Genomic DNA, 26,144 nt, shown 5'->3' with positions numbered 1-26,144 from the left:
CGAGGCTGGCTGCAGCCTCGAGGTTTCGCGTGTAAAGGCCAGTTTGCCTGAAGATTGATCTGCCGGTATTTTGCGGATGGCAGATATGAAAATGCCTGGCGCGTTTGACGCGCCAGGCGAATAAACCGGAGTGGTCCGCAAGCCGTGGGAGTACGGCTTACTCCGATGCAGAGATTTCGTCTTTTGCGATAGTCCCCGTCAGCAACGCTGAACTGATTGCCTGCATGACATTGCGCGCGCCAAGTTTCGCCTGTGCGGAACTCAGGGCGAGTTCGAACCGTCCTTGCGGAAGGTCGAGAATTCGTGCGGCCTCTTGCGGCTGCAGTCCCTCGGCAATGAGCCGCAGGCAAGATACTTCTGTTTCCGTGAGGCCGGACGATGTCCGAGCAGAACACGGCGTAGTTCTTAGTGTATTCATAACAAGTTCAAACCGACGGGAGGAGGGGTGCTGGCATCCGTATGCCACGCGACCTGTGCGGCTTATAAATCGATTTAGATCCGTCTGATTGCCTTTGGCCGCCAATTTTTTATCAGCCCACACTAATTCAGCGACGGCATGAAAAAAGCGCGCCTGTTAAGCAGAGCGGCCTTCTCGAACTTCTGTCGGAGTGCCGCCGAACCAACGGGTGACGGACCGCGTGAAAGCGCTCGGCGCAGAGTATCCGAGCCTGTAGCAGATCTCCGAGAAGGGCAGATCGCTCTGCGTGAGAAGGTTGAAGCTCACGTCTCGCCGAACTTCGTCTTTGATGTCGTTGAGGCTCGTCCCATGTTCTGAAAGACGCCGCTGAAATGTCCGTTCCGACAGGCCGAAGTAGCCGGCGATTTCGGCGAGGGGACTGTCCTCGTCCGCCACATGCAGAAGCAGATAACGGCGGACCTGTTCGACGAAGTCACTGGTGGCTGCATCGATGGTGGGCCGGAGGTTGCGGCACTGAAGGTCCATCAACTCGAACAGACGCCGATCTCCGACCGGGTTTACCGTGCCGAGAAAGCCTTGCGGGAACCGCACCGAGTTCATGCCGGCACCGAACGCCAGCCTCCGGGATAAATATTGCCGATAGGGTTGGGTATTGCGCGGTCGCGGCCGTTCCAGTTCGATCTCGATCAACCCGGCTGCATCCGGGGCGACATCACGTGCCCGGGCCATGACAAGCGCCACGGACATGTCGACATACTGGTCACGTTTCACGATGACAGGGGCAAACGTCCAATCGAGGCGCGCACCAGCGTCATCGATCGTCAGACGGGAATAGCTGGTATGGGTGATGTACTGGATATGTGTGTCGATGAAGCGGACGAAGTCGAGGCCGGTCGGAGCCGACATCAGCCCGTATCCAAAAGGTCCCGTAGCGCCCGCTTCAAAAGCGCGAACACTGGTCACCCCAAAGGCTTCGTCATCTGCGAGAAGCGCACAGGCCTCCAGAAGGCGACACAGGCGATCGAGACTGATGCGCGCAGTCAGGTCCTGAAAACTCGCGGGATCGATGTCCAGCACCTTGCAAATCGGCCCTATGTCGATTCCATAGCTCGCCGCATGAACAACGACCGCCGAGGCAAGCCCGGCGACGGTGGTCAATTCATCTGTAACAGTCCGGACAGTCATTGGCCGGCGGCGCCTCAGGGTAAAAGCTTGACGCCCGAAGCTAAGTCAACGCCGACCGGGAGTCGAGGGCGATCGCGCGCCATCGACTTCACGCTGAGGTGAGAATGCTTAGCGCTTCGCCCACAAGACCTTGAAACGGGAATTCCGGCAGGTTTCCCCGGAGTGCTTGAACAGGCTCGCAAGCGCGTTTTCATAAGGCAGGCCGCGATTGGCCACCATCAGCAGGCTGCCGCCGCTTCTGACCGAGTCTGCTGCGGCCTTGATCATGGCCGCGCCAATGGAGGGTTCGGCAGCATGGCCTTCGTGGAACGGCGGATTCATGATGATGAGATCATACTTCTCCTTGGGCGGCTCCGTGCCAAGATCCTGCCAGAAGAAGCGTGTCGTAAGGTTAGGGCAGTTGCGCGCAAGATTGCGGCGCGCGTGCTCAAGCGCCGTATGGCTCGCCTCGAAGAGATCGATGCGGTTGGTGCGAGGCGACGTTTGTGCCAGCATGACCGAAAGATAACCCCATCCGGCGCCGAAGTCGGCTGCGTTCCCGTCGAAATCCGTCGGCAGGCGGCTGGCCAGCAGTTCGGAGCCTTCGTCCACATGGGCATGCGAGAACAGCCCGGCGCGTGTTTCGAAGCGCCCCTCGACAGAGACGGTTTTCGCAGCCAGCGTCGCGACGGCCGCTGACACATCGGCCGGAACAGAGATCCAGATCGCCACGCCATGATATTTCGGCATGGATTCGGGCGCCAGGCCAAGGCGATCGAGCTGCTTGCGGAGAGGCAGGATGCCATCTTCCTTAGCGCCGGCGATAACGATCGTGCCACCCGTCTTCACCCGCTGCAGGGCTTCGGCCACACGATCTTCGCTCAGTCCCTTGTGCTTGCTCGCAAGCACCAGCGCCACATCGAAATCATCACCTTCGATGGCGGGGGTCGGATTGAGATGCGCGGCGGCGAGCCGGAGGAATTCCGGGCGGAACTCCTGAACCAGCGACAGTTCAGCCTCGAAGCCTTCCGGCTTGGCAAAGCCGGCCTCGGCACCGAGAAACAGGACGCGGCTGCCGGCCAGGGGCAATGCCACGGCTTCCGTAACAAAGGGATGGAACAGCGTCTTCAGTGTTTCGCGGCTCATGGGACGGTCTTTCTTCGAATTACAAAAAAGGCGCGGGAAGGTTTCCCGCGCCTGGAAGAGGGTGCCAAGGCGCCCTTATTCGGCGGCTGCGTCGCCTTCGGCCCGCTTGATTTCCTGGCCGGTGGCCTGGTCAACAACCTTCATCGACAGGCGAACCTTGCCACGCTCATCAAAGCCCATCAACTTGACCCAAACCTTGTCGCCTTCCTTGACGACGTCAGAGGTCTTGGCAACGCGCTCAGAAGCGAGCTGCGAGATGTGCACGAGGCCATCACGCGAGCCGAAGAAGTTGACGAAGGCGCCGAAATCGGCGGTCTTCACAACGGTGCCTTCGTAGATCACGCCAACTTCTGGCTCTGCAACGATCGAGTGGATCCACTTGCGGGCCGCTTCGATTTCCTTGCCAGAAGAAGAAGCGATCTTGATCGTGCCATCGTCTTCGATGTTGATCTTGGCGCCGGTCTTTTCAACGATTTCGCGGATGACCTTGCCGCCCGAACCGATGACTTCACGGATCTTGTCGACCGGGATGTTCATCACTTCGATGCGCGGTGCGAATTCGCCAAGCTGCGAGCGACCTTCCGTGATGGCGTTCGCCATTTCACCGAGAATGTGCTTGCGGCCGTCCTGTGCCTGCGCCAGAGCCACCTTCATGATCTCTTCGGTGATGCCGGCGATCTTGATGTCCATCTGCAGCGAGGTGATGCCGTCGGCAGTACCTGCAACCTTGAAGTCCATATCGCCGAGGTGGTCTTCGTCACCCAGGATGTCGGAGAGAACTGCAAAGCGCTCGCCTTCCAGGATCAGACCCATGGCGATACCGGCAACCGGCTTGGCCAGCGGAACGCCGGCGTCCATCAGAGCGAGCGACGTGCCGCAAACGGTTGCCATCGAGGACGAGCCGTTCGACTCGGTGATCTCGGAGACGACGCGCAGCGTGTAAGGGAATTGCTCCGCCGACGGCAGCATCGGGCGGATAGCGCGCCAGGCGAGCTTGCCGTGACCGATTTCGCGACGGCCCGGCGAACCCATGCGACCGGTTTCACCGACCGAGTAGGGCGGGAAATTGTAGTGCAGCAGGAAGCGTTCCTTGTACATGCCGGTCAGCGAGTCGACATACTGTTCGTCTTCGCCGGTGCCGAGCGTGGCGACAACGATCGCCTGGGTCTCGCCGCGGGTGAAGAGGGCCGAACCGTGCGTGCGCGGCAGGATACCGACTTCAGAAACGATCGCACGAACGGTCGACAGGTCGCGGCCGTCGATGCGGCTCTTGGTGTCGAGGATGTTCCAGCGAACGATCTTTGCCTGCAGGTGCTTGAAGACGGCGCCGATGACTTCATTGGTGTACTTCGGCTCTTCGCCTTCCGGGAAGAAGTGTGCCTTCACCTTGGCCTTGACGGCGTCGACGGCGGCGTAGCGATCAGCCTTCTGGGTGATCTTGTAGGCAGCGCGCAGTTCGGTTTCGGCGATCGAGAGCATTTCGGCTTCGAGAGCGGAATGATCTTCCGGTTCGAACTCGCGCGGCTCCTTGGCGGCAACTTCAGCGAGCTTGATGATCGCGTCGATGACCGGCTGGAAGCCCTTGTGGCCAAACATCACGGCGCCGAGCATGATGTCTTCGTTGAGTTCCTTGGCTTCCGACTCGACCATCAGGACGGCGTCCTGTGTGCCGGCGACGACGAGGTCGAGAACCGACTCGTCCATCTCGTCGAGATGCGGGTTCAGAACATATTCGCCGTTGATGTAGCCGACGCGTGCGCCGCCAACCGGGCCCATGAAGGGAACGCCGGAGAGCGTCAGCGCTGCAGAAGCCGCGACCATCGACAGGACGTCTGGGTCGTTCTCAAGGTCGTGCTGCACGACGGTGACGACGACCTGCGTATCGTTCTTGTAGCCTTCCGGGAAGAGCGGGCGGATCGGACGGTCGATCAGGCGGGAAACCAGCGTTTCCTTTTCCGACGGACGACCTTCACGCTTGAAATAGCCACCCGGGATCTTGCCGGCGGCATAGGTCTTTTCCTGGTAGTTGACGGTGAGCGGGAAGAAGTCCTGGCCCGGCTTCGGCGACTTGGCCGAAACAACGGTCGCGAGAACGACGGTTTCGCCGTAGGTCGCGAGAACGGCGCCATCAGCCTGACGGGCGATCTTGCCCGTTTCCAGCTTCAGCGGACGGCCTGCCCATTCGATTTCGACGGTATGGGTGTCAAACATATCTTGTCCTTCATATGCGAAAGCTCGGTCACCTACGTAAGCGCGGGGGAGGGCATTTCGCATTGTGCTGACGCATCACGGGCAAGACAGTGGGAGGCTTCGGTTTCGGCGCTGGCCGATGTCTCGCCGGTTCGGCGGGGAAGCATCCAACAATCCTGCCCCATGACAGGTCATCGGTTGGCATCGACAGCACCGGCCCATCCGGGCTGTCAGTCGTTCCGGGCATTGTTGCGCGGAACCGGTCGCGGGTTGTTTCAGCCCTACCCGGAAAGGCGACCGGCGGACCTTCGCGAAGAAGGTCCGCCGGGAATTCGATTAGCGGCGGATGCCGAGGCGCGTGATCAGGGTCGTGTAGCGGGCCTCGTCCTTCTTCTTAACGTAGTCGAGAAGCGAACGGCGGCTCGAAACCATGGTCAGAAGGCCACGACGCGAGTGGTTGTCCTTCTTGTGGCCCTTGAAGTGATCGGTCAGGTTGTTGATACGCTCGGTCAGGATCGCAACCTGGACTTCCGGCGAACCAGTGTCGCCTTCGTTGATCGCGTATTCCTTGATGAGCTCAGCCTTGCGCTCTGCAGTGATCGACATCGGAAATCCTTTCTGGATAACTTGAGGATAAGGACGCCAAAGGCCGGGATGTCGTCCAGCATTGGCCATGAATGCAGGCACCAGAGGTGCCAGCTGGTGCGGCCTATACTCCATTCCCTGCGGAAAGGAAAGAGCCGCCTAAAGGAAGGCCTCAGGTGAAGACCCGGCGGGGATGGAACTCTCCGCCTGCGATCTCGCCAATGGCGATCAGCTTCCCGCCGGAAAGCGCAACAGCCTCAGGCTCGGCCACAGGCGCGTCACGTCCACGCACGATGATCGGATTGCCCATGCGCAGGCGGTGGGCCTGGTCATCGGTGATCCGCAGTTGTGGCAAGCTGGAGAGAGCCTCTGCCGTGTCGAGCAGGAAGGCGTCGAGTGCCGCCAGACGCTCGTCCCGGTCTTCGATGCTTTCCAGGGCAACGAGCTCTGCAAGCGGCACCATCATGTCCTCGGCAAAGGGTGCGACATAGCTGCGCCGCAGGGTCGAGATGTGGCCGTAGCAGCCTAGGTCACGACCGAAGTCGCGGGCAAGCGATCGCACATAGGTGCCCTTGCCGCATTCCACCTCGAAATGCGCCTTGTCGTCCTCGCATTTCAGAAGCGTCAGGCGATGCACTTCGACCTCGCGCGAGGGGATCTCGACCGTTTCGCCATCGCGTGCAAGGTCATAGGCCCGTTCGCCGGCAATCTTGATTGCCGAAAACTGCGGCGGGATCTGGTTGATCGTGCCAGTATAGTTTGGCAGCAATGCGCGGATTTCGTCCTCCGTCGGGCGCTTGTCGGAGGTCTGTGTGGCCTCGCCCTCGAGATCGTCGGTGGCGCGCTCTTCACCCCAGGTCACGGTAAATTCGTAGATCTTACGGCCGTCCATGACGTAAGGCACGGTCTTGGTCGCATCGCCAAGCGCAATCGGCAGCATGCCCGACGCCAGCGGGTCGAGCGTGCCGGCATGACCGGCCTTCTGGGCATTGAACAACCACTTGATCTTGCCGACCGCTTCGGTCGAGCCGAAATCCACCGGCTTGTCGAGAATGAGCCAGCCCGAGATCGGGCGGCCCTTGGGCTTTCTGGGTTTGGACATCTAAGTCTTTTCTTAGTCTTGATCTTGATCGGTCCCGAGGTCACGCTGGACCTCCGGCGAGCGCAAGAGCGCATCAATCTTCTGGTAGTTGTCAAAGCTGGTGTCGTCGCGGAAGCGTACTTCCGGCATGTACTTCAGCTGCCGAAGCTGGTTGCCCAAGCGACCGCGTATGAACTTCGCATGTTTGTTCAAAGCGGCAATGACCGCGTCATGATCCTTCACACCGAGCGGCGCCACGTAAGCAGTCGCCATCTTGAGGTCCGGCGACATCCGGACTTCCGAGACCGAGATCACCGTCTTTTCGATGAGATCATCGTTCACTTCCCCGCGCTGAAGCACCTGGGTGATTGCGGCGCGCACCTGCTCGCCGACGCGCAGCATGCGCTGCGAAGGTGCCGAAGAGGTTGGTTTTGTCATTTTGTTCCTGACTTCAATCTAGATTTAAGCGCCGCGACAACTGTGCCTATCAGCAGTGGCATAACGAAAGAGATCGACATGATGAGCCCAGACGAGCCCGTTCTGCAACCTCCGGCGATCATCGACAGAATGGCCGGGTCCTCGGGATCGTCCGAAAGGCCCAGCAGCACCATGCCCATCGATAGCAATGTGATCGGCCAAGCCAACCAGCGCCAGCGCTTGAGAATGCCGACGGACAATAGGATTGTGATGATCAGAGACCATACCGCACTGCCGGCGATCTCGCTGGTGATTGTGATAGGGCCACTCGCTGGACCCCAGCCACCCTTGTCGCAGACCTCCGCGAAGCCGTTCGTCGCATAAAGAAAACAGACGATGACTATCGCCACCGTCTGCTTGTTTCGCTGGCCGCCAGAGGCAGTCATGACCTTTAGAGCGTACGCGTGATGTGTTCCACGCGGAAGCACTCGATCGTATCGCCGGCGCGGATGTCTTCGTAGTTCTCGAAGGCCATGCCGCATTCCTGACCCATCGGCACTTCGGACACTTCGTCCTTGAAGCGCTTGAGCGTCTTGAGCTTGCCTTCGTGGATGACGACGTTGTCGCGCACCAGGCGCACGCCAGCCCCACGTTCGACCTTGCCTTCGATAACACGGCAACCGGCAACCTTGCCCGTCTTCGTGATGTTGAAGACTTCGAGGATTTCGGCATTGCCGAGGAAAGTCTCGCGACGTTCCGGCGACAGAAGACCCGACATCGCTGCCTTCACGTCATCCACCAGATCGTAGATGATGTTGTAGTAGCGGATCTCGATGCCACCGCGGTCTGCAGCGGTTCGTGCCTGTGCATTCGCGCGGACGTTGAAGCCGATGATCGCGGCATCTGAGGATTCAGCAAGCGCGATATCCGATTCCGTGATGGCGCCGGCGCCCGAGTGGACGATACGGGCCCGTACTTCGTCGGTGCCGAGCTTGTCGAGCGAAGCGATAATCGCTTCGACCGAACCCTGCACGTCACCCTTGATGACCAGCGGGAATTCCTTGAAGCCGGTGTTCTGCAGCTTGCTCATCATCTGCTCGAGCGAACCGCGCTGGCCGGACTGGCGGGCAGCCGCCTTGTCGCGTGCCAGGCGCTGGCGATACTCGGAGATTTCGCGAGCGCGAGCCTCGTTTTCAACGACCGCGAAACGGTCGCCGGCAGCAGGCGTACCCGAAAGGCCGAGGATTTCGACCGGCATGGCCGGACCGGCTTCCTTGACATGGTCGCCCTTGTCGGTGACGAGCGCGCGAACGCGGCCCCACTGATCGCCGGCAACGATGATTTGGCCCGGCTTCAGCGTGCCCTTCTGGACCAGAACGGTCGCAACCGCGCCGCGGCCACGATCGAGCTGTGCTTCGATGACAACACCTTCAGCAGTACGGGTCGGGTCGGCCTTGAGGTCGAGAATTTCGGCCTGGAGCAGGACGGCTTCGAGCAGCTTGTCGAGGTTCGTCTTGTTCTTCGCCGATACTTCGACGTCGAGCACTTCACCGCCGAGCGATTCAACGAAGACTTCGTGCTGCAGAAGCTGCTGGCGGACCTTGTCCGGCTTGGCTTCGTGCTTGTCGATCTTGTTGATCGCCACGATGATCGGCACGTTGGCCGCCTTGGCGTGGTTGATGGATTCGATCGTCTGCGGCATCACGCTGTCGTCGGCCGCAACCACGAGGATCGCAATGTCCGTCGCCTGCGCACCGCGGGCACGCATGGCCGTAAAGGCGGCGTGGCCGGGGGTGTCGATGAAGGTGATCTTCTGACCGTTCTGCTCGACCTGATAGGCACCGATATGCTGGGTGATGCCACCGGCTTCGCCAGAAACGACGTTTGCCTGACGGATGGCATCGAGCAGCGAGGTCTTGCCGTGGTCGACGTGACCCATGATGGTGACGACAGGCGGACGCGAAACCATTTCAACGGCGTCATCGGCCTTGTTGAAGATGCCTTCTTCAACGTCGGATTCAGAGACGCGCTTTACGGTATGGCCGAATTCGGTCGCGATGAGTTCGGCGAGGTCGGCGTCAATGACGTCGCCCGGCTTCATCATCTGGCCTTCCTTCATCAGGTACTTGATGACGTCGACGGCGCGTTCAGACATACGCTGCGACAGTTCCTGAATGGTGATGGTTTCCGGAAGGATAACCTCGCGCATAACCTTTTCGCGGGTTTCCTGCATCTGCGAGCGGCGGAACTTTTCCTGGCGGCGGCGCATGGAGGCCAGCGAACGACCGCGTGCGCCACCTTCGTCATCCACGCCAGCACTGGTAACCGTAAGCTTGCCGCGGCGACGATCTTCCTCTGCCTTCGGACGGGCAGGGACCTTCGCCGGTGCTGGTGCAACGACCTTGCCGCGACCAGGCAAGCCGCGCGGCGGTCCGCGATCATCATCGTCGTCATTGGCCTTGCGGCCACGCACGAAGCCGGGTGCACCAGGAGCAGCGGGCGCTGCAGCCGGCGCCGGTGCAGATGCCGCAGGGCGTGCAGCGACGGGCGCTGCAGCAACAGGTGCAGGTGCTGGCTCAGGTTCAGGCTCGACAACGGGCTCTGCGGCGCGGCGAGCGGCTTCTTCGGCTGCAATGCGTGCAGCTTCGATGGCTTCCACCCTGCGGCGCTCTTCTTCGATGGCGCGCTGCTTGGCTTCTTCGACTTCGCGGGCCTGCGCTTCAACCAGCGCGCGGCGACGAGCGTCCATTTCGCTGGCTGACAGGTCGTGCAGGACGGCGCCGCGCGGACGTTCCGGCTGACGCTGCTGCTGCGGCGGGCGCTGCTGCGCGGGGGCCGGCTGGTGCACGCGGGTCTGCTGTTGAACAGGGCGCGGGGCGACCGGGGCGGGCGCCGGCGTCGGCGTGACCGGGGCAGGTGCCGCAGGTTCAGCGCGGATCGGCGTGATCGGCTTTTCGTCCTGTGGGCGTGTCACGCGTCGCTTTACAGTCTCTACGACGACGGACTTCGTACGTCCGCGCCCCATGTCCTGGCGCACGGTACCCTGGCTCATCCCCGAGGGTTTCAGGGTGAGAGTCTTCTTCACGCCGATTGTCTTGTCGTCTTTGTTGTCCGTCATTCCGTTCCCGTTCCTTCGAGCGGGGCCGGATGCCGTGCATCAGACCTCGCCGTTCACATACTGTCCTAAACCACGGAGGCCGACCTTCGTCGGTGACCGCGTCATTGTGATTTCAGGCCAGCGCGCGAAACCTGCGGCGCTTGGCCACGATAGGTTTCGAGCAGAGTTGCGCGTTTCACTACACCTTCACCCGCCTGCCCTGCAAGCGCGCAAGCATGGATAAACGCATTCTGGCCCATCAGTTCGTCCAATTCCGCCCCGGAAAGCAGGTGAAATGCGGGAACTTCCGCATCTGCTCCTGTTCCAAGGTGCCAGGCCTTTCGGGCCTGGTCGATCTTTCTCACACCATCCGCTGCAGCATCCAGCGAGTGGAATACTGCGAGCGCCTCGCCACTTCTGACTGCAGCCTCGACCTTGGCCGATCCGCTGATGAACTGTCCGGCCTTTCGGGCCAGGTTCATCATCCCGCAGAGCTGCGAGATCAGAAGACGTTCAACGGTTGATCCGAGCGCCGGATCAACCTTGACTTCCCGCTTCAGGGCCCGGGCGAAAAGCTTTTTCGCCACGGCCTTGTCGACAGCCTCGCGTCGCGGGCTAACCCAGCAACCCCGACCGGGAAGCGTCCGCTTCAGGTCGGGAACGATTGTCCCATCGGGAGCAGCCACGAACCGCAGAAGCGTTTCCGGCGCGCCGCTCTCGCGGGTCACGATGCACATCCGCCCGTTCACGTCGGAAAGGTCGAAGTCGTCTTCGTCCTTCTCCACGTCCGGCGACTGGATGGTCATCACGCTTCCTGCTCGGCTTCTGCCTCGCCTTCCACTTCGACTTCAGCTTCGGCCGCGAGATCTTCTTCAGTGATCCAGCCGGCAGAAAGGCGCGCCTGAACAACCATGGCTTCGGCTTCGGCACGCGAGATTTCAAACTTCGAGAACAGACCCTCGAACTTCTTCGTCTCGCCATTCTTCCGCTCGCTCCAGCCGACGAGGTCGTCAGCGGCGCAGCCTGCAAAGTCTTCAATCGTCTTGATGCCGTCCTCGCCGAGGGCGACCATCATCGCGGACGTCATGCCCTCGATCTGGCGCAGCTCGTCCGTCACACCGAGTTCGCGGCGCTTGGCATCCATTTCGGCTTCGATCTTGTCGAGATACTCGCGTGCACGGGTCTGGATTTCCTGTGCGGTATCTTCATCAAAGCCGTCGATCGAGGCGATTTCGTCAATGTTGACGTAAGCCACTTCTTCAACCTGGGCGAAGCCTTCCGACGCCAGAACCTGGCCGACCATTTCATCAACGTCGAGAGCGTCCATGAACAGGTTCGTACGCACGTTGAATTCCTTCTGACGGCGCTCGGATTCTTCCGCTTCCGTCATGATGTCGATATCCCAGCCGGTCAGCTGCGATGCCAGGCGAACGTTCTGGCCGCGGCGGCCGATGGCCAGCGACAGCTGTTCGTCCGGCACGACGACTTCGATGCGTTCTGCATCTTCATCAAGAACGACCTTGGCGACTTCAGCCGGCTGAAGGGCGTTGACGATGAAGGAAGCCGGATCCTGGCTCCACGGAATGATGTCGATCTTTTCACCCTGCAGTTCGCCGACGACGGCCTGAACGCGCGAACCACGCATACCGACGCAGGCACCGACCGGATCGATCGACGAGTCGTTCGAGATAACGGCGATCTTGGCGCGCGAACCCGGGTCACGGGCAACCGACTTGATCTGGATGATGCCGTCGTAGATTTCCGGCACTTCCATGGTGAACAGCTTCACCATGAACTGCGGATGGGTACGCGACAGGAAAATCTGCGGTCCACGCTGTTCACGACGCACGTCGTAGACATAGGCACGCACGCGGTCGCCGTAGCGGAAGGCTTCGCGCGGGATCATCTCGTCGCGACGGATAATGCCTTCACCGCGGCCGAGATCAACGATGACGTTGCCGTATTCGACGCGCTTGACAGTGCCGTTGACGATTTCGCCCATACGGTCCTTGAATTCGTCATACTGACGGTCGCGCTCGGCTTCACGCACCTTCTGCACGATGACCTGCTTGGCCGACTGGGCAGCGATACGGCCAAAATCCATCGGCGGCAGCGGATCGGCAATGAAGTCGCCGAGCTTGGCGTCGACATTGCGGTCGCGGGCCAGTTCAAGCGCGATCTGTGTCGAGTAGTCTTCGACCTTTTCGACCACCTCAAGAAGACGCTGCAGGCGGATTTCGCCAGTCTTCGAGTTGATGTCGGCGCGGATGTTGGTTTCGCTGCCGTAGCGCGAGCGGGCGGCCTTCTGGATCGCGTCGGCCATGGCGGCGAGCACGATTTCGCGGTCGATCACCTTTTCACGGGCAACGGCATCTGCAATCTGCAAGAGCTCGAGCCGGTTAGCACTGACTGCCATTGTCTAGGTCTCCGTCTTCACGCCCGGGCTTATCGCCTCGGGGCTATGGGTCAAACGTTATGCTTCGCTGTCGTCTTCGTTTTCGTCGTTCTGGTTCGCGGCCTGCGCCTTGGCGAGCTTGTCGGCTCGGAGCGCGTCACGGATCAGATCGTCCGTCAGGATGAGCTTGGCTTCGGCAAGCGCATTAAATGGGATCGTCACCCGCGGCTCCTCGCCATAGGCGACCTGGTCGCGCTCAAGCGTAAAGGCCTCATGCGTCACATCAGCAATCGTACCGCGGAAGCGCTTGCGGTTGTCGACGAGGATCGACGTTTCGCACTTTACCAGATGGCCCTTCCAGCGGGTAAAGTCCGACTTGCGCACCATCGGCCGATCGATGCCCGGGGACGAGACTTCAAGGTGATAGGCCTTGTCGACCGGATCATCGACGTCGAGCGCCGGCGAGATCGCCGTCGACACGGCTTCGCAATCTTCAACGGTCATCGTGCCGTCGTTGCGCTCGGCCATAACCTGCAGCGTCAAACCGTTCTGGTTCATCATGCGGACACGAACCAGCTTGAAATCCATCGCTACGAGCACGGGCTCGATAATGTCTGCGATACGACGGTCAAGGCCCGTCTCGGTGATGATCCGTGCTTCGCCGGCTTCCGGCATCGGCATGTCTTCGGACAATCGTCATACTCCCGATTGGCTGTGATCGCCAATAAAAAAGAGCGGGTCCTTGCGGCCCCACTCTTCATCTGTCGATCAAGAATTTGGAGCTCGTATACGCCAATGGCCTCCGGAATGCAAGCTTTTCGCCACGCGGTGAAAACAAACTTGCCTGTGGTGCGTTGAAGGGTGCAAGTTCGCAAACAGCCGCAGGCTTAAGTCCTCGGCATCTCCCGGAAAACAACCGAGCATCCGTCGTGTCCCATCCCAGATCCCCCCTGCTGCCGCTCCGGAACGAAGCTTACCGGCGGATCTGGTTCGCCAGCATCTCTTCCAATCTGGGCGGCTTGATTCAAGGTGTGGGGGCCGCCTGGATGATGGCGTCCATTTCGACCTCTGAAAACATGGTCGCCTTGGTCCAGGCGTCGAACACGGCGCCGATCATGCTGCTCTCCCTGATCGCCGGCGCCATTGCGGACAGCTTCGACCGTCGAAGAGTGATGATCGGGGCACAACTGTTCATGATCATGGTCTCGGCGCTCCTTGCGCTCTTTGCCTTTCTCGATTTGCTCAGCCCCTGGGGATTGCTTGGCTTCACCTTCCTGATCGGGTGTGGCACGGCGCTTAACAACCCGTCATGGCAGGCATCGATCGGTGATATCGTTCCGCGTACGGACGTGCCGGCTGCTGTTTCTCTCAACAGCATGGGCTTCAACATCACGCGGAGTGTTGGCCCTGCCATCGGCGGTCTGATCGTTGCGGTGGCGGGTGCCGCAGCAGCCTTCACCGTCAATACGGTCTCATATTTTGCCTTGACCTATGCGCTTTACCGCTGGAAGCCGGAGTTCCCCAAGAACCCGCTGCCACGCGAGCAGCTCGGCCAGGCAATCTTTGCCGGCATCCGCTATGTCTCCATGTCGCCCAATCTTGGCAAGGTTCTCTTTCGCGGCTTCGTCTTTGGCCTGACCGCAACTGCCATCATGTCCCTCCTGCCGATTGTCGCCCGGGATCAACTGAATGGCGGTCCTCTGGTCTTCGGCGGTTTGCTCGGTGCCTTCGGCTTTGGCGCCATCATTGGGGCGCTTAACAACCAGCGCCTCCGTGATCTCCTGTCCAGCGAAGACATCGTGCGAGTTTCGTTTGCGGGCTTTGCGGTAGCCGCCGCAATGACCGGTGTCAGCAGTTCCGTCTGGTTGACGGCAGCGGCACTCGTACTCGCCGGGGCCTGTTGGGTTCTCGCGCTCTCGCTCTTCAACACAGTCGTTCAGCTGTCAACGCCGCGCTGGGTGGTCGGTCGTTCCCTCTCGCTCTATCAGACTGCGACCTTCGGCGGCATGGCGCTCGGAAGCTGGCTCTGGGGCAGCATTGCGGAAAGTCATGGATCCGGTCAGGCTCTGGTTGCGTCGAGTTTCCTGATGATCGCAGGCCTGCTGATCGGCTATTTCCTGCCCATGCCCGCCTTCAAGACACTCGATCTCGATCCCCTCAATCGCTTTGCCGAGCCGGCACTGCGGCTCGACATCAGGCCCCGCAGCGGTCCGATCGTCGTGCAGGTCGATTTCGAGATTGATGACGCCGACGTCTCGGAGTTCCTGCACGTGATGACAGAGCGCCGCAGGATCAGGATCCGCGATGGAGCCCGGAACTGGGCCCTGATGCGCGATCTGGAAAATCCGGATCTATGGACGGAGACCTACCACGTCGCCACCTGGGTAGATTACGTGCGCCACAATCAACGGCGCACCAAGGCAGATGCGGAAATCACAGATCGTCTGCGGGACCTGCATCGCGGCAAGGAGCCTCCGCGGGTTCACCGGATGATCGAGCGCCAGGCGATCCCGCCGTCAGACGACGTCTTTCATCAGCCGCATATCGATCATCATTAAAGCCCTGGATCAGCGAAGCTTTGTCTTCAGGTCCGCACTGGGATAGCACGTCGGCTGCAATCCGTTCTTGACCTGCCATTCGCCCAGTGAACGCCGTGTCTTGAAACCCGGCAGACCGTCAACCTTGCCGACATCATAGCCCTGCGCCACCAGCGCCTGCTGCATGGCAAGCACGTCGGAGCGCAGCATCTTGCCAATATTATCCCACGGTGCCCGGAAGGCGCCGCCGCCATTGGCAATACGGTCTGAGAGATTGCCGATGAACAGCGCATAGAGATCGGAGTTATTGTATTCTTTCAGCACGTAGAAGTTCGGCGTGACCAGGAATTCGGGACCATGCGTGCCAGCCGGCACAAGCATCATCGCGGGCAGCGAATTTTCGCCGCGCGGAAAGGCTTTTCCCGTGATCCGGCTGAGCCCGTCTGCGGCCCAGGCGGATACCGCCTTTGCCCGATCAGGTCCTTCCTGCGCGCATGAAACGCCAGCCGGGATCGTGATCTCGTAACCCCAGTCGCGCCCCTTCTGCCAGCCGCTCTTCACCAGATAGTTGGCGATCGAGGCGAGCGCATCCGGCACCGAGTTCCAGATGTCGCGATTGCCGTCTCCGTCGAAGTCTACGGCATATTTTAGATAGCTGCTTGGCATGAATTGCGGCTGACCAAGCGCGCCCGCCCAGGAGCCCATCATTTTGTCCGCTGAAACGTCGCCGCTTTCCACCATGTGCAGGGCGGAAATCAGCTCCTGCTGGAACAGTGGCTTGCGGGTCGACATGAAGCCCTTGGTCGCCAGCACTTCGATCGCGGAATAGGGCAGTTTCGCCCGACCATAACCGGATTCACGGCCCCAGATCGAAACGACGATAGAACCGGGCACACCATAGGTGGCTTCGATACGGCGCAGGGTGGAGGTATGCTGCGAGGCAAGCGACTTGCCAGTCCCTGCCAGCCCCTGCAACCGTTTCTCGTCGAAATAGGGCGCCGGAGATGAAAACTCCGCCTGGCTCTGGGTCTGCTCCTTAGGGGGGGCGGTGCCGGGTGGCACAAGATCGGGCAATTCCCAGTTCAGTTGAACGTTGCGGAGCGTCTTGTCGAAAACGTCGCGTCCGACACCGCCGTCTTTCGCCGCCCGCCAGAGATCTGTTTCGATCCACTGCCGGAATTGTGTCTCCACCTGCGCGCGTGACGGGGCGGCTTCGGCCGCTGTCGCGAAACCGAACGCAGTTGAAACGGCAAGAGCGAGCCGCAAAAGCGACCGGGGCTTGAAAGCCATTGGGGATCTCCCGTCTGGAACGTCAGATCGCCGTACGGGCGCGAAGCGCCGCCGACAGGGTGCCTTCATCGAGATAGTCGAGTTCGCCACCAACAGGCACGCCATGCGCAAGCCGGGTGACCTTGACCTCGAGTCCCGTCAGATGATCGGTGATGTAGTGGGCGGTCGTCTGGCCTTCAACGGTGGCATTGACTGCGATGATGATCTCGTTGACGCCGCCCTTCGATACGCGGTCTATCAGCCCCTTGATATTAAGATCATCAGGCCCGATGCCATCGAGCGGCGACAGTGTGCCGCCGAGAACGTGGTAGGCCGCATTCATCGCGCCTGCCCGTTCCAAAGCCCAGAGATCCGAGACGTCTTCGACGACGATGATGACCGACTGGTCGCGCTGCACGTCGGTGCAGACGGTGCAGGGATCCATCGTGTCGACATTGCCGCAGCAGGAACAGATCTTCACCTTGTCATAGGCCTCGCCCATTGCGTGGCCAAGGGGGCCCAGGAGCTGGTCCTTCTTCTTGATCAGGTGCAGGGCCGCTCGCCGCGCAGAGCGGGGCCCTAGCCCCGGCACTTTCGCCAGAAGCTGGATGAGTTTCTCGATTTCGGGGCCGGTGACTCGCTTTGCCATGGCGGGTTTCTAGCCCATATAGTTGCCAAACGGAATCGCAGAACACGAGACGAACAATGAAAATCCTCGCCGTCTGCCTCGGCCGACCGGAAATCCTGGCCGGCAAGAAATACAAGACGGGCATCAACAAACAGCCGCTTAACGGGGCGATCATGGTTGATTCCGAGGGGCTGGTCGGTGATGCGATCCTCAATCGCAAGCACCACGGCGGTGTCGATCAGGCCGTTTACCTCGAAGGTTCGATCGATCTCGACTGGTGGCAGGCCGAGCTCGGCCGTGATCTGCCTTACGGAACCTTCGGCGAAAACCTTGTGATTGACGGTCTGGAAAGCGCCATGCTGGCCGCTGGTGATCGGCTGAAGATCGGTGAAGTGATCCTCGAAATCACCTCCGCGCGGATTCCCTGCGCGACATTCGCCGCAAAGATGGGCGAACCGACCTTCGTCAAGCGTTATACCCATGCGGCTCGTCCGGGTGCCTATGCAAGAGTACTGCAGGGTGGAATGATCGAATCCGGGCAAGCCGTCCAGTTTACGCCCTGGTCGGGCGAGCGCGTGACAGTCCGGGAGATGATGGCGACCTTCGGCGGAAGGCTGAGCGATCCCGATCGCGCCCGCTATCTTGCGGCCCCCGTTCACTACAAGGTCAAGGACGCGATCCGTACCGGCAAGATGTGACGTTGGGCGAAGGTCTAAGTCATGCCGGGCTTTACCCGCCCCATCCTCCTCGCCATCATGGCGCCCGAGTGGAGCAGTGATGGAACCGAGGATAACAGAACTAACCGGTGCCGACGGTGTGCGGCTCACAGGGCATTGGTGGCCGGCTGCTAAGCCCTCTGCGGCAGGGACCGTCATCATCAATCCCGCGACCGGCGTGCACGCTCGCTATTATCATCGCTACGCAGCCTACATCGCCGCACGTGGCTTCGCCGTCCTCACCTATGATTATCGCGGAATCGGGCTGTCTCGTCCCGAGACCCTTAAAGGATCGACCTTCACCTGGCGCCAGTGGGGCGAGCAGGATTTTGACGCGGCGCTGCGCCATGCGCTCGATCTCGACTGCACAGGCAGGGTTCTTGTCGTTGGCCACAGCATCGGCGGATTCCTGCCGGGCTATTCCCCAGCCTCAAACCAGATCGCGGCCATGCTCTCTGTCGGTGGGCAATTCGGCTATTGGCGTGACTACGCGCGAACTCGCCGCCTTCCCCTGTTTCTCAAATGGCATGTCGCAATGCCTGCCATGACGCTCGCGCTCGGTTACTTTCCTGGCAAGCGTCTCGGATGGCTTGAAGATCTGCCAAAAGGGGTCGCCTATGGCTGGGGGCTGCAGCAGGACCGGGCGGAGCAGGGCTTGTCCGGTCAGGCAGCCGAGGTCATGCGCGAGCGCTTTGCAGGTGTCGCGACCCCAATCCTCAGCGTCACGATGACGGATGATGAATTCGCAACGCCTAAGGCGATCCGCCGTGCCATGCGTTACTATTCCCGGGCACCCGTCACCAAGATCCTGCTGTCACCAAAGGACCTGGGTCTCGCGCGGGTTGGTCACTTCGACCTCTTCCACGCTCGGCATGAAGAGGGCTTCTGGCGGCAGAGCCTCGACTTCCTGCGCGAGGGGCGAAATCCTTGGGCCGATCGGGTCTATATCTGATCAGACCCGATCGCCGCGGATGTCTTAGAACGGGAACTTCATGCCCGGCGGAAGCGGAATGCCGGCTGTCAGCGCCGCCATCTTTTCCTGCGCCTGGGCCTCGCCCTTATCCTTGGCATCCTTGTGGGCTGCAACGATCAGGTCTTCCAGGATCTCGACATCATCTTCTTTGAAGAGCGACGGGTCGATCTTGATACTGCGCATCTCGCCCTTGCCAGTCAGTACGACGGTCACGAGGCCACCGCCGGACTTGCCTTCGATTTCAAGTGCAGCGATTTCCTCCTGCATCTTTTCCATCTTGGACTGCATTTCCTTGACCTTGCCCATCATGCCCATGATGTCGCGCATCGTCGTCTCCTTTGGATGTTGTCTATCGTCCGGACAGCGTCGCGTCCTAGAACTCTATGTCGTCGCCGGGAAGGATGTCGCCTTCGGCGGATTCGGCCACGGCCGGTGCGGCCGGTAGCGCATCGTCTTCTTCGATGGCTGGCGTCTTGATGCGAACATCGGTGATCTTTGCGCCGGGAAAGCGCGAAAGGATGGCCGCCACGTCAGGATCCTGACGCGCATCCAGAAGCCGTGCCTCGCGATTGGAGGTGTCGACTTCAACAAGCGTCGGCGCACCCTTTTCGTTCGAAAGCGTGACCCACCAGGTTATGCCGGTCCATTCGGTGAGCCGGAGCTTCAATTCATTGACGATGGTGGGAGGGCATTGCGATTCCAACCGGATTTCCAGTCGACCCGGTTCCATCTTTACTAGATGGACGAACTGCCGAAGTTGGGCCCGAAGTACGGGGCTCCGGTTTTTCGTGCAGAGATCGGCGATGTCATCCAGCGAATTGATCGCAACCGTCGGGATCGGCGCTTCCTGCGTTTTCGGTTGGATGCGCTCCATGCCTTGCGGCAGGGACTGGCCCGCCGGCACGCTAGTCAGATGTGCCACCGGCTGTCCGTTGGCGATCCGGGGGGCGGCGTCCGGCGATGCCTGTGCAACGGCTTGTACCCGCATCGCCATCGAAGCGCCGCCACCGCCATTCGGGCGGGGGGGTGCAGCACCGCGATCGGCGCCACCCTGGCCATCGTTCAACTCCAGCAATCGCCGTGCGGCATCTTCCGGCGATGGGAGATGGGCTGCATGCGCAAGCCGGATCAGAACCATTTCGGCTGCTCCCGCCGGCCGCGACGATGCCTCCGCTTCGGGTATGCCCTTGAGCAGCATCTGCCACATCCGCGACAGGGTCGTCACCGAGACATTTTCGGCCAGGTCCGCACCGCGCAGGCGCTCCACTTCCGAGAGGGAGGGGTCCTGGGCTGCCGAGGGAATATATTTGAGGCGTGTTACGAGATGGGTGAAGTCTGCGAGGTCTGTCAGCACAACGGTCGGGTTGGCGCCGGCCTCATACTGGCCACCGAATTCGGCCAGGGCCGCAGCGACATCGCCGCGCACCACATGCTCGAAGAGGTCGACGATGCGTGCCCGGTCGGCAAGGCCCAGCATGGAGCGGACGGCGTCGGCATGCACCACGCCGCTGCCATGCGCAATTGCCTGATCGAGCAGCGAAAGGCCGTCACGTGCCGAGCCTTCTGCCGCGCGAGCGATCATCGCAAGCGCATCCTCATCGGCCTCAATGCCTTCCTTCGACGCGATGGTCGAAAAAAGCCCGACGAGATCGCCAGCACTGATCCGGCGCAGGTCGAAGCGCTGGCAGCGGGAGAGCACAGTGATCGGAACCTTGCGGATTTCGGTCGTGGCGAAGATGAATTTCACATGTTCCGGTGGTTCTTCGAGCGTCTTCAACAATCCGTTGAAGGCCGCCGTCGAGAGCATGTGCACTTCGTCGATGATATAGACTTTATAGCGCGCCGAAACGGGCCGGTAGCGCACCTGCTCGATGATCTCTCTGATGTCATCAATGCCGGTATGGGAGGCGGCGTCCATCTCGATCACGTCGACATGCCGGCCTTCCATGATCGCCTGGCAGTGCTCGCCGGGGATACGAAGGTCGATCGTCGGTCTGTCGATCTCGGGCGTCCGGTAGTTAAGCGCACGTGCCAGGATGCGAGCCGTGGTCGTCTTGCCGACCCCACGCACACCGGTCAGCATGTAAGCCTGGGCGATCCGGCCGGTCTCAAACGCGTTGGTCAGCGTCCGAACCATCGGCTCCTGGCCGACCATCAGGTCTGTGAAATCCTTGGGGCGATACTTTCGGGCGAGGACGCGGTATCCGCCGGGTGCGGGTTTGGCCTCTGCAGTGGGCTCTAAATCGCTCATCGCGTTGCCAGCTTCCCCGTCGCCCGCTGCCGGGCATGGCGCGGCCCGGTTTGGAAACAGAGGCCGGAAATGAAGTTGAGGTGGGAGGCTGGCACGATGACCCGTGCCGCGCTCGTTAGGGCTGCTTCCTTCCGGACCTGACCCGGTTGGCGAGTGGCTCGTCCACCACCAACCTCCCGAGGAGACATATCGGCAATTCCATCGCCGAATGCAAGCCAAGCGCAAAAAAAACTGCTACGCTTGAAAAAAACCGCAGCGGAGAGAAACGCCTTGGAACCCTTCGTTCTTGACGAACGCCTCGCCCGTGACAGCGAGTCCATCATGCAGCTAGGCCTCTGCGACTTGAGACTGTCGCATGACAGTCGCTGGCCATGGCTCATCCTTGTGCCCCAACGCCGAAACGTCAGCGAAATCTTCGACCTTGCTCCTCTGGATCAGGCCGTTCTGACCTTCGAACAGGTTACGGTTGCCGCAGCGCTTAAAACGGTCACCGGGGCAACGAAGATCAATATCGCAGCCATCGGAAACATCGTGTGCCAGCTTCACGTTCATATTGTCGCGCGCAGCGAAGGCGATCCGAACTGGCCGGGACCGATCTGGGGTTTTGGTCAGTCCGTGCCATATGAGCGCCCAGCCTTTGAGTTGATGAAGAACAGGATTCTAGAAGCCTGCCAATGAAAAATTCCATATTCCTGAACCACGCTCCGCATCTTGAACCGAGCGAACTCACCGCCTTCTCCGGGAATCGTCTGGACCGCGATAGCGAACATCGCGACGAGACTTCGCTCGAAAACGCCCTCAAAGTGGAGGGCACCCACATCCTCGCCTTTTCCGGCACACAGCTGGTGCTGAAGCATGATGGGCAGGTGCTCGATCCGCTCTTTGCGCCTTACGAACTGGCAGCGTTACAGCCTGATTTCGACAGTGCAATTCTCCTCGGCCACCAGCCGACCGGCGAGCCGCGCCTGGCGGTCCCTGTCGCGCTGAAGCCGGAAGACTTGTCGGCTGAGTTCAAGCCCGCCGATCCCCGCGCGCTGTTCCGCGACGCCCTCATCGGCGAGGATCTGCTCGGCGAAGTCGCTCAAGCGCTCAGCCTCCTGCGCTGGAATGCCGACAACAAGTTCTGCGGTCGCTGCGGCGCGGTCATGGAAGGCCGCATCGGCGGCTACAAGCGCATCTGCACAGGCTGCGCCCACGAAATCTTTCCCCGCACCGATCCCGTTGTGATCATGCTGGTGGTCGATGAGAAACACGACCGCTGCCTGCTCGGGCGCAGCCATCGTTTCCCGCAAGGCATGTATTCCTCGCTTGCCGGTTTCATCGAACCGGGCGAGACGATTGAAAACGCCGTCCGTCGCGAGACGCGCGAGGAATCCGGCATCACCGTCGGCCGCGTCCGCTATCACGCCTCGCAACCCTGGCCGATGCCGCACCAGCTGATGCTCGGCTGCTACGGTGAGGCGATCAGCGTCGACATCGATTTTGACAGTGTCGAACTTGAGGATTGTCGATGGTTCACTCGCAACGAGATCGGCCAGATGCTCACTGAAGGAGTGGCTGACGGGCGGACTCTGCCGATTGCTGGAACGATTGCGCGACGTTTGGTGGAAGACTGGTACGAATGGCGGCATTGAGCCGCTATTCGATCACTAATCCTAGAGCTTCCCGCGCATTGCATGCGCCTTGTACACGCCTAGAATGCGCACCTTCTCCGAGAAGAAGCGCAGCTCTTCCAGCGCCCGCCGGACCGGCGCATCGTCCGGATGTCCTTCGATATCGGCATAAAACTGCGTCGCCGTGAACTTCCCGCCGATCTGGTAGCTTTCCAGCTTGGTCATGTTCACCCCGTTTGTCGCAAAGCCTCCCATTGCCTTGTAGAGGGCAGCGGGAAGATTGCGCACATTGAACACGAAGGTGGTGATGAACTGTTCGTCCGAGGTCGTCCGCTTCGGGTCATCCTCATCGCGTGCGAGCACGACGAACCGTGTCACGTTGTTTTCCGAATCCTCGACATTCTCAGCAATGATATCGAGCCCGTACAGCGAGGCAGCGAGTCGGGGGGCAAGCGCCGCCATGCTGCGGTCGCCTTTTTCAGAAACCTGCTTGGCAGCCCCAGCCGTATCGCCTGCGACCACAGCCTTCCACCCATGGCTGCGGATAATTTTCCGGCACTGGCCAAGCGCATGGATATGACTGTGAACGGTCCGGATCTCGTCGAGTTTCACGCCCGGCAGCACCATCAGCTGAAACCGGATCGGCATGAAGTATTCGCCGACGATATGCAGGCGCGACAGCGGCAGGAGGTAGTGGATGTCGGCGACGCGTCCGGCCAGCGTGTTTTCGATCGGGATCATCGCCAGATCCACCTCGCCGGTCTCCAGCGCTACGAAGGCGTCCTCGAAGGTGGCGCAGGGCAGGGGCTCCATGGTCGGGAACATGTCGCGGCAGGCCATGTCGGAATTGGCGCCGAAGTCGCCTTGGAATGAAATCTTGTTGGTAGGGGCCAAGGGGATGAGGTCCTTAGTTTGAGGAGGCCGAGAGGCTCAGCCGCGCCTTTTCGAGATCGGCAGGCGTGTCGACACCAAGCGGTACGGTGTTTACCACTTCGACATCGATGCGCATGCCGGCTTCCAGCGCACGCAACTGTTCGAGCGATTCTCGCTTTTCCAGCGTCGACGGCGAAAGGGTGACGAAGCGTTCCAGCGCTGTCCGTCTATATGCATAGAGACCGATGTGATGGTACAGCGGGCCGCCGCCATGCGGGGCGGTTGCTCGGGTGAAGTAGAGCGCCCGCAAACGACTGTCAGAGAGCGGCGAGCCCACTACCTTCACGACGTTCGGATTTGTCTTTTCGTGCTCATCGATTATCTCGACGGTGAGCGTCGCGATATCCACGGCGGGATCCTCAAGCGGCCGGAGTGCCGCACGGATGGTTTGCGGATCAATCGTCGGCAGGTCGCCCTGGACATTGATCACGATCTTGGCGCGACCTTCCGGGTCGACCTTGCTCAGCGCCTCGAATATCCTGTCCGAGCCCGATTGGTGATCGACCCGCGTCATCACGACTTCGAAACCCGCCGCCTCTACGGCATCATAGGTTCGCTGGTCATCGACGGCCACGATGATTCGTCCGACATCCGCTTCCTGCGCCCGTTTGGCCACCTGCACGATCATTGGAAGACCGGCAATATCGGCCAGCGGCTTGCCCGGCAAACGGGTGGACGCCATGCGTGCAGGGATGAGGACCAGCGTTTCGTCGCTTTTGCCGCTATTCATGGTCCTAACCCCTTCAAATCACCGCAGAGAAGTGTCAAAAAGTCCCAGTTGCGGGACCATAATCGTGTTGCAAGTGTTATGCAAAAGACATAGGTTCCGCCCGATTTCAAGGTCGTCCGGTTGCTGATCAGCCGACTGCATGGGGAGCTTTGCAGATGAACTCTTATACCAACATGGGCGTCGGTGCGTTTCTCGGCACCGTATTCGTCCTGATGTCCGTCTCCATCGCATCGGAAGGTATTTTCCATGCGGAAGAGCCGGAGCAGCAAGGCTTTGCCATCGTAGCCGAAGAAACGGCCGAGGCTGGTGCCGCACCGGAGGCTGCTGCAGCCACCCCGATCGCCGTTCTTCTGGCCAGCGCTGATGCCGCTGCCGGCGAAGGCGTATTCAAGAAGTGTGCGAGCTGTCACACCGTCGACAAGGGCGGCGCCAACAAGGTTGGCCCGAACCTCTACGGCCTTGTCGACCGCCCGATCGCTTCGCATGAAGGTTTCAGCTACTCCGCAGCCATCACGGAATTCTCCAAGGGTGGCAGCGAGCTCTGGACCTGGGATCACCTGAACGAATTCCTCACGGCTCCGAAGAAGCACATTCCTGGCACCGCCATGGGCTTCGCCGGTATCAAGAAGGATGACGAGCGCGCCAACCTGATCATGTATCTGCACACCATGGCTGACAGCCCGGTTGCGCTGCCGACCCCGGATGCTGCTGCTGCGACCGAAGCCCCGGCTGCTGATGCAGCTGCTGCTCCCGCAGCGCCGGCAGAAGCCCCGGCTGCTGCTGCTCCGGCCGCTCCTGCTGAGACGCCTGCTGCTCCCGCCGAAGCGCCGGCAGCCGCACCGGCGAACTGATTGATCTCAGGTTTAATGTCTATCGGAAACGCCCGGCTTCGGCCGGGCGTTTTCGTTTGTGCATTCTTTATAAAAGAAGAAGAGCCCAAAGAGAGACGGTTAGGACGCCGACTGCCGTTGACAGCGTGATGACACTTGCGGCCAGCCCCTGGCCGACGCCGAAGCGGTTTGCGATCAACCACGCATTGATGCCCGTCGGCACAGAAGAGGTTAGAACCAGTGCGGCTGTCCATTGCGGCGAGAGGCCGAGAAGTGTCGCGACAGCCCACACACAGGCTGGCATCAGCACCAGCTTAATCGTGGAGACGACGCCGGCAATTCGAACATTGCCTGCCATGCCATATTGATTAAGGGTCATGCCCAGTGAAATCAGGGCCGCCGGTGCGGCCATGCCGGCAACCTGTCCGACGACATTGTCAAGAACGGCAGGGATCGGCAAACCGAGAGTTTGCACGATAATGCCGGCGATGAGACCGATAATGAGCGGATTGCGCACCAGGTTGAGTGCCACCTGCCGGCTGACGGCCATAAGGCCCTGCGAGGGGCGGCCGCTGGTTTTCTGTTCGGCGCGCTCCATGAGCAGCGTGCCGGCGATCATCATCAGCGGCAGATGAACAGCGAGCAGGATCGACATTGCCACAATGCCTTCAGGCCCAACCGTTCGTTCCACGAGCGGCAATCCGATGAAGACATTATTGGCAAAGCCTGCGGAGACGCCTGCCAGAACGCCGATGCGGCTGTCATGACCGAACACGCGCGTGGCAATCAGATGCCCGATAGTCCAGGCAATGGCGACGCCGGCAAAATAGGCGATCCACAGGCGGAACGGAGACGAGCCGTGGAAATCGGCATGTGCGATGGTTCGGAAGAGCAGCATCGGTACGGCGACCCGGAAGACAAAATCGCCGAGACCTTCGCCGATGCCCTCCTTGAGGACGCCGAATCGCACCAGCGACCAGCCGAAAAAGATCAGGATGAATATGGGGAGAACGTCTTGAGCAACAGATGACATGGGGGAGGAGCACGACTCTTGGGAGGAAGGATGATCCTTCTTAGGCCGACAAGTCTTGCAGACCAAGCATAGGGTGGTGCTTGGAAACAGAAAGTATGTAGAGCGTGCTTTTATGGCCAGACTGCGGGGATCCGATCG

Annotated in this window: 25 protein-coding genes and 1 other RNA gene; 6 read left to right on the top strand and 20 right to left on the bottom strand. The window is 60.6% G+C overall.

Translation table 11 applies throughout. The annotated features are described in order from the left end of the window. Window positions 1–157: 157 nt before the first annotated feature. The 12 genes from IP76_RS23690 to rimP all read right to left on the bottom strand — a co-directional run bounded on the left by IP76_RS23690 (window position 158) and on the right by rimP (window position 13,174). Window positions 158–418, bottom strand: a complete 261-nt coding sequence (locus IP76_RS23690) for a LuxR C-terminal-related transcriptional regulator (RefSeq protein ID WP_082352499.1) — start codon at window positions 416–418, stop codon at window positions 158–160. Window positions 419–574: 156 nt separating this feature from the next. Beyond that, window positions 575–1,603, bottom strand: coding sequence for an AraC family transcriptional regulator (locus IP76_RS10995; protein WP_054158260.1), 1,029 nt, complete (start codon window positions 1,601–1,603; stop codon window positions 575–577). A 108-nt stretch (window positions 1,604–1,711) separates the two neighbouring features. Further along, window positions 1,712–2,728, bottom strand: coding sequence for a class I SAM-dependent methyltransferase (locus IP76_RS10990; RefSeq protein WP_054158259.1), 1,017 nt, complete (start codon window positions 2,726–2,728; stop codon window positions 1,712–1,714). Between the two features lie 75 nt (window positions 2,729–2,803). Next, window positions 2,804–4,939: a polyribonucleotide nucleotidyltransferase gene (gene pnp / locus IP76_RS10985; RefSeq protein ID WP_054158258.1), complete on the bottom strand. Its 2,136-nt coding sequence runs from the start codon at window positions 4,937–4,939 to the stop codon at window positions 2,804–2,806. A 315-nt stretch (window positions 4,940–5,254) separates the two neighbouring features. Then, on the bottom strand, window positions 5,255–5,524 hold the full coding sequence (gene rpsO, locus IP76_RS10980; RefSeq protein WP_054158257.1) for a 30S ribosomal protein S15: 270 nt from the start codon (window positions 5,522–5,524) through the stop codon (window positions 5,255–5,257). Between the two features lie 151 nt (window positions 5,525–5,675). Further along, window positions 5,676–6,605, bottom strand: coding sequence for a tRNA pseudouridine(55) synthase TruB (gene truB, locus IP76_RS10975; RefSeq protein WP_054158256.1), 930 nt, complete (start codon window positions 6,603–6,605; stop codon window positions 5,676–5,678). Window positions 6,606–6,617: 12 nt separating this feature from the next. Beyond that, complete coding sequence (gene rbfA, locus IP76_RS10970; RefSeq protein WP_054158255.1) at window positions 6,618–7,022, bottom strand: 30S ribosome-binding factor RbfA; 405 nt, start codon at window positions 7,020–7,022, stop codon at window positions 6,618–6,620. Further along, the gene (locus tag IP76_RS10965) at window positions 7,019–7,489 is read right to left on the bottom strand and encodes a hypothetical protein (RefSeq protein WP_197278331.1); all 471 of its coding nucleotides are present in this window, start codon (window positions 7,487–7,489) and stop codon (window positions 7,019–7,021) included. Before IP76_RS10965 ends, rbfA begins: the two co-directional genes overlap by 4 nt. Then, a complete protein-coding gene (infB, locus tag IP76_RS10960; RefSeq protein ID WP_054158253.1) occupies window positions 7,453–10,119 on the bottom strand; it encodes a translation initiation factor IF-2 in 2,667 nt (888 codons plus the stop codon). Before infB ends, IP76_RS10965 begins: the two co-directional genes overlap by 37 nt. Before the next feature lie 101 nt (window positions 10,120–10,220). Next, the gene (locus IP76_RS10955) at window positions 10,221–10,904 is read right to left on the bottom strand and encodes an RNA-binding protein (protein WP_054158252.1); all 684 of its coding nucleotides are present in this window, start codon (window positions 10,902–10,904) and stop codon (window positions 10,221–10,223) included. Beyond that, window positions 10,904–12,514: a transcription termination factor NusA gene (gene nusA, locus IP76_RS10950; protein WP_054158251.1), complete on the bottom strand. Its 1,611-nt coding sequence runs from the start codon at window positions 12,512–12,514 to the stop codon at window positions 10,904–10,906. The genes IP76_RS10955 and nusA overlap by 1 nt, the downstream gene beginning before the upstream one ends. A gap of 57 nt (window positions 12,515–12,571) precedes the next feature. Next, window positions 12,572–13,174 carry a ribosome maturation factor RimP gene (gene rimP / locus IP76_RS10945; protein ID WP_156318546.1) on the bottom strand — a complete coding sequence of 201 codons (603 nt, stop codon included), beginning with the start codon at window positions 13,172–13,174 and terminating at the stop codon, window positions 12,572–12,574. Window positions 13,175–13,422: 248 nt separating this feature from the next. On the opposite strand from rimP, the gene IP76_RS10940 reads away from it, so the two are divergent. After that, a complete protein-coding gene (locus tag IP76_RS10940; protein ID WP_054158250.1) occupies window positions 13,423–15,051 on the top strand; it encodes an MFS transporter in 1,629 nt (542 codons plus the stop codon). 9 nt (window positions 15,052–15,060) lie between these two features. On the opposite strand, the gene IP76_RS10935 is transcribed toward IP76_RS10940, so the two are convergent. Further along, window positions 15,061–16,320, bottom strand: coding sequence for a lytic murein transglycosylase (locus IP76_RS10935; protein ID WP_082352498.1), 1,260 nt, complete (start codon window positions 16,318–16,320; stop codon window positions 15,061–15,063). A 22-nt stretch (window positions 16,321–16,342) separates the two neighbouring features. Beyond that, on the bottom strand, window positions 16,343–16,948 hold the full coding sequence (recR, locus tag IP76_RS10930; RefSeq protein ID WP_054158249.1) for a recombination mediator RecR: 606 nt from the start codon (window positions 16,946–16,948) through the stop codon (window positions 16,343–16,345). Window positions 16,949–17,004: 56 nt separating this feature from the next. On the opposite strand from recR, the gene IP76_RS10925 reads away from it, so the two are divergent. Beyond that, window positions 17,005–17,625, top strand: coding sequence for an MOSC domain-containing protein (locus IP76_RS10925; RefSeq protein ID WP_054158248.1), 621 nt, complete (start codon window positions 17,005–17,007; stop codon window positions 17,623–17,625). 79 nt (window positions 17,626–17,704) lie between these two features. After that, window positions 17,705–18,595, top strand: a complete 891-nt coding sequence (locus tag IP76_RS10920; RefSeq protein ID WP_054158247.1) for an alpha/beta fold hydrolase — start codon at window positions 17,705–17,707, stop codon at window positions 18,593–18,595. 24 nt (window positions 18,596–18,619) lie between these two features. Here IP76_RS10920 and IP76_RS10915 read toward each other — a convergent pair whose 3' ends face one another. From IP76_RS10915 to ffs, 3 genes are all read right to left on the bottom strand, one after another. Continuing rightward, entirely contained in the window at window positions 18,620–18,943 is a 324-nt protein-coding gene (locus IP76_RS10915) for a YbaB/EbfC family nucleoid-associated protein (RefSeq protein WP_054158246.1), read from the bottom strand. Between the two features lie 46 nt (window positions 18,944–18,989). Further along, window positions 18,990–20,867: a DNA polymerase III subunit gamma/tau gene (locus IP76_RS10910; RefSeq protein WP_054158245.1), complete on the bottom strand. Its 1,878-nt coding sequence runs from the start codon at window positions 20,865–20,867 to the stop codon at window positions 18,990–18,992. 80 nt (window positions 20,868–20,947) lie between these two features. Further along, an RNA gene (gene ffs, locus IP76_RS22790) (signal recognition particle sRNA small type) lies at window positions 20,948–21,044 on the bottom strand. A gap of 93 nt (window positions 21,045–21,137) precedes the next feature. Between ffs and IP76_RS10905 the strand changes: the two genes are divergently transcribed. After that, on the top strand, window positions 21,138–21,545 hold the full coding sequence (locus IP76_RS10905; protein ID WP_054158244.1) for an HIT family protein: 408 nt from the start codon (window positions 21,138–21,140) through the stop codon (window positions 21,543–21,545). Then, window positions 21,542–22,501, top strand: coding sequence for an NAD(+) diphosphatase (nudC, locus tag IP76_RS10900; RefSeq protein ID WP_054158243.1), 960 nt, complete (start codon window positions 21,542–21,544; stop codon window positions 22,499–22,501). The genes IP76_RS10905 and nudC overlap by 4 nt, the downstream gene beginning before the upstream one ends. Before the next feature lie 21 nt (window positions 22,502–22,522). Here the strand turns inward: nudC and IP76_RS10895 are convergent, their stop codons facing one another. Continuing rightward, entirely contained in the window at window positions 22,523–23,374 is an 852-nt protein-coding gene (locus tag IP76_RS10895; RefSeq protein WP_082352497.1) for a prephenate dehydratase, read from the bottom strand. A gap of 13 nt (window positions 23,375–23,387) precedes the next feature. Then, window positions 23,388–24,143 carry a 3-deoxy-manno-octulosonate cytidylyltransferase gene (locus IP76_RS10890; RefSeq protein WP_054158242.1) on the bottom strand — a complete coding sequence of 252 codons (756 nt, stop codon included), beginning with the start codon at window positions 24,141–24,143 and terminating at the stop codon, window positions 23,388–23,390. A 155-nt stretch (window positions 24,144–24,298) separates the two neighbouring features. Here IP76_RS10890 and IP76_RS10885 point away from each other — a divergent pair, with 155 nt between their 5' ends. Next, the gene (locus IP76_RS10885) at window positions 24,299–24,994 is read left to right on the top strand and encodes a cytochrome c family protein (RefSeq protein WP_054158241.1); all 696 of its coding nucleotides are present in this window, start codon (window positions 24,299–24,301) and stop codon (window positions 24,992–24,994) included. Between the two features lie 67 nt (window positions 24,995–25,061). Here IP76_RS10885 and IP76_RS10880 read toward each other — a convergent pair whose 3' ends face one another. Next, window positions 25,062–26,006 carry an AEC family transporter gene (locus IP76_RS10880; protein ID WP_054158240.1) on the bottom strand — a complete coding sequence of 315 codons (945 nt, stop codon included), beginning with the start codon at window positions 26,004–26,006 and terminating at the stop codon, window positions 25,062–25,064. Between the last annotated feature and the right edge of the window lie 138 nt (window positions 26,007–26,144).

The organism is Rhizobium sp. AAP43 (assembly GCF_001296045.1).
Taxonomy (GTDB): Bacteria; Pseudomonadota; Alphaproteobacteria; order Rhizobiales; family Rhizobiaceae; genus Allorhizobium.
The sequence above is the reverse complement of the archived record's forward strand: the minus strand, read 5'-3'. Positions and strand labels throughout refer to the sequence as shown.